General features: G+C 65.3%; 6 protein-coding genes. 1 reads left to right on the top strand and 5 read right to left on the bottom strand.

Translation table 11 applies throughout. The features are described 5' to 3' along the window. Positions 1–551: 551 nt before the first annotated feature. The 3 genes from EA346_RS00115 to EA346_RS00105 all read right to left on the bottom strand — a co-directional run bounded on the left by EA346_RS00115 (position 552) and on the right by EA346_RS00105 (position 1,795). The gene (locus EA346_RS00115) at positions 552–749 is read right to left on the bottom strand and encodes a hypothetical protein (protein WP_296754091.1); all 198 of its coding nucleotides are present in this window, start codon (positions 747–749) and stop codon (positions 552–554) included. A gap of 115 nt (positions 750–864) precedes the next feature. Continuing rightward, entirely contained in the window at positions 865–1,344 is a 480-nt protein-coding gene (gene radC, locus EA346_RS00110) for a DNA repair protein RadC (protein ID WP_296754088.1), read from the bottom strand. A gap of 79 nt (positions 1,345–1,423) precedes the next feature. Next, positions 1,424–1,795 (bottom strand): hypothetical protein, encoded by a 372-nt coding sequence (locus EA346_RS00105; protein WP_296754092.1) that lies wholly within the window; start codon positions 1,793–1,795, stop codon positions 1,424–1,426. A 25-nt stretch (positions 1,796–1,820) separates the two neighbouring features. On the opposite strand from EA346_RS00105, the gene EA346_RS00100 reads away from it, so the two are divergent. Then, the gene (locus EA346_RS00100; protein WP_296754086.1) at positions 1,821–2,054 is read left to right on the top strand and encodes a hypothetical protein; all 234 of its coding nucleotides are present in this window, start codon (positions 1,821–1,823) and stop codon (positions 2,052–2,054) included. A gap of 160 nt (positions 2,055–2,214) precedes the next feature. Here EA346_RS00100 and EA346_RS00095 read toward each other — a convergent pair whose 3' ends face one another. Beyond that, on the bottom strand, positions 2,215–2,385 hold the full coding sequence (locus tag EA346_RS00095; protein ID WP_296754083.1) for a hypothetical protein: 171 nt from the start codon (positions 2,383–2,385) through the stop codon (positions 2,215–2,217). After that, a complete protein-coding gene (locus EA346_RS00090) occupies positions 2,382–2,825 on the bottom strand; it encodes a hypothetical protein (RefSeq protein WP_296754080.1) in 444 nt (147 codons plus the stop codon). Before EA346_RS00090 ends, EA346_RS00095 begins: the two co-directional genes overlap by 4 nt. Positions 2,826–2,883 lie beyond the last annotated feature (58 nt).

The raw sequence follows: 2,883 nt of genomic DNA, 5'->3' as shown, positions 1-2,883 counted from the left end.
CGGGGGCTCATGGCAAGGTCCGCCGCATCCAGCGGGTACAGGCCGCGGCCACATGAGGGCGACGGATGTACGCACCGCGCGCGGTGCGAACCCACTCGCCCCACGCGTTCCAGGGCGCCGGATCGCAGAGATCCCATTTTCCGGTGACCGCACGCAGCGCCATAGCCGCCGCCGTGCTGGGACCGAGGCCATTGCTGACCAAGTACGAGCCTTTCCGGGTCAAGCGATAGACCCGGCGTACGGCCTGGAAAACCTCCCGTGTTTTCGCATTCATGACGTTCCTCCTGATGCAAGGATCCGGAGCACACGTCGCCCCCAACGGGGCGCACGCGCCCCGGTGGGGTGGATGGAAAATGGACCGGCCCCGACGGGGGCTGCCTCTCTGCCCGGTCCGCAGAGGCTTGGGCGTCACTGAATCCGCAGTGACCACGGTCGAAAAACGCCTTTCCGAAGGCTCCGCCGCGCAGAGACTTGGGAAAGGCCGCCCCCCGAAGGGAACGGGAAAACTGGGTTTTGCAGCAACCGCTGCCACTCGGCAGCGGGAGGCACGATCAACGCTCCGCCTGAAGTGGCTCCACAAGCGCACGCCAGAGACCGGCGCTCCCGCGGCACGCCGGGGACGTCTGCCGGACCGGGGTCCTCGGGAGCGCGGCGGCCGCAGCCTCCTCTGGATCGGTGAACCAGGCATAGACGCCTGGGCGCACAGCATTGACGGTTCGCTGGATCGCTTCCCGGTGAATCTCGGCCATGACGTTTCTCCTTGATTCAAAGACCCGGGGAACACGCCAGCCCTGCGGGGCGCATGTGCCCCGGTGGGGTGGATGGATAAAGGCCGGGTGGCTGCGTACAGCCACCCGGGGTTGTTTAGATAAGGCCCGATTCAGCGAAACTGATGGTGTCCGTGCCGCCCACGATCACGTGGTCGAGCACGCGCACGTCGATCAGACCCAGGGCGTCGCGAAGACGCCGGGTCAGGGCCTCGTCGGCCCGTGAGGGCTCGGGAACCCCGGAGGGATGGTTGTGCGCCAGGATCACGGCTGCGGCGTTATGCCGGAGTGTGACCTTGACGACTTCCCTGGGGTGCACCGAAGCCCCATCGATGGTTCCGCGAAACATCTCCTCGTAGTGGAGCAGGCGGTGGCGATTGTCCAGAAACAGAACGGCAAAGACCTCGTGTTCCAGCTCGGCGAGCTTGAGCTTGAGGAAGTCCTTGACCACCTGCGGGGTCGTGAGGGGCTCTGGCGTTTCCCCAGAAACCCGGTAGCGAAGCCGTGACTCCAGGATCCCGGCTGCGTGACTGATCAATTCATCATCGCTGAGTTCGATAATGGACCGTTCCGGCATGGCGAATTCCTCCAGAAAAGCCAGGACACGCCATGCCCCGGCCGGGGTGACGCCCCGGCGGGGTTGATAGAGACCAGCGTTACGCTGGCGGGTCGGGTTCGGGCCGCTCCGCCTCCCACCAGCGGAGGAAGAGACGATCACCGTCCTCGATGTACTTGTGGACCTCGCGTCCTCCGTGCCAATCGAGTTGCAGCACGGCGAGCACGTCCTGCTGCAGGTCGCGATCCAGGTTGCGCAGGTCGGTCAGGTCGAACGGCCACTCGGGGCCGTTGTACAGACCGAGCAGAAACCGGCGCAGGCGATGGCCCTGGCCGGTCGGCTGCCGGGCGGCGGCAACCAGCCGCAACAGCGCCGACACGCCCTCGCGGGGTGCCGCCGTTGCGGCCATGGCCGAGAAATCCGCCTCGCGCTGGCGTAGATGCAGATCATTGAGCCGTGCTCCGAATTTCATCACGGCGGGCCTCCTAGTGAACCCGATGAACGGAAAGCAGCTCGATCCGCGCGCTGGGTGTGAACCGCAGCTCGTATCGAAAGCCACCGGCCTGGACGGCGAACGTGCGCCGGCCGATCCGGCAAAGGCCGGATACCGGAACACGCCGAACCTGTTGCAGATGCTGTTGGAACATGGGACACCTCGTGGAAAAATGCCGGGGGGCGTCCCGCACCGGGTTCGCACCCGGTGGGTTGTGGAAGATGGATCGGCCGCCTGAGCGGTGCACCTCTGCCCGATCCGCAGGTGCTTGGGCGCGACTGAACCGCAGTCGCCACGGTCGAAAACCGCCTTTCCGAAGGCCCCGCCACACAGGGCCTTGGGAAAGGCCGCCCCCAGGAGGGGCGGCGAGGATGAGCGCCTGTGAACGCCATGGACCGCTACGAACCATCGTCCTCCTTGATGCGGTCGTCCGGTACCCACAACCACGCCTGTACATACGCTCCGCCCTCACCCTCGCTCACGAGAGCGTTGTGGTCGAAATCGATGTCGTCGTCGTGGCCCCAGTGCTCGCTGGCCGCTCGCCGGTACTGCTCTACGCTGGGCGTCATGACTGCATCCCTTTGTCGTCCTCGACAGGTACGCCGGCGGCAGCGGAAATGGCCTGCCGCGCCAGGAACCCCTCGGCCCAGCCCCAGATCACGCGCATCGCGCGAGCGACCTGTAACTCGCTCGCGTCCGTGCAAACGCCACCGGAACTCCAGCTGATCTGTGGCTGCCCGTGACTGCGATAGCCCCGATCGATGACGAGAATCATGGGGATGGACCAGTGCGTCGAACTGTGGACCCTGATCTCGGTTCGGTCATAGAGCCCATCCGGGCTCCGATCCCGATAGCTGATCGCGACGATCCACGTGTCGTCGTCCGGCTCCGAGTGATCAAAGATCACGTTCCAGCGGTCCTTGGCCTTGCCCTCTTCAATGAGCGTCTCCATCGCCCGCAGCTGAAACTTCATGGTGCCGCGGTCGTCGTGGTCTGTTGTCTCACTCATGACGCGTTTCTCCTGATTGAAAGAGCCGGGAGAACACGCCAACCCCTGCGGGGTGACG

It is taken from the genome of Thioalkalivibrio sp., assembly GCF_007692535.1.
In the GTDB taxonomy this organism is placed as follows: Bacteria; Pseudomonadota; Gammaproteobacteria; order Ectothiorhodospirales; family Ectothiorhodospiraceae; genus Thioalkalivibrio.
This window is presented reverse-complemented; position numbering and strand designations above follow the sequence as displayed.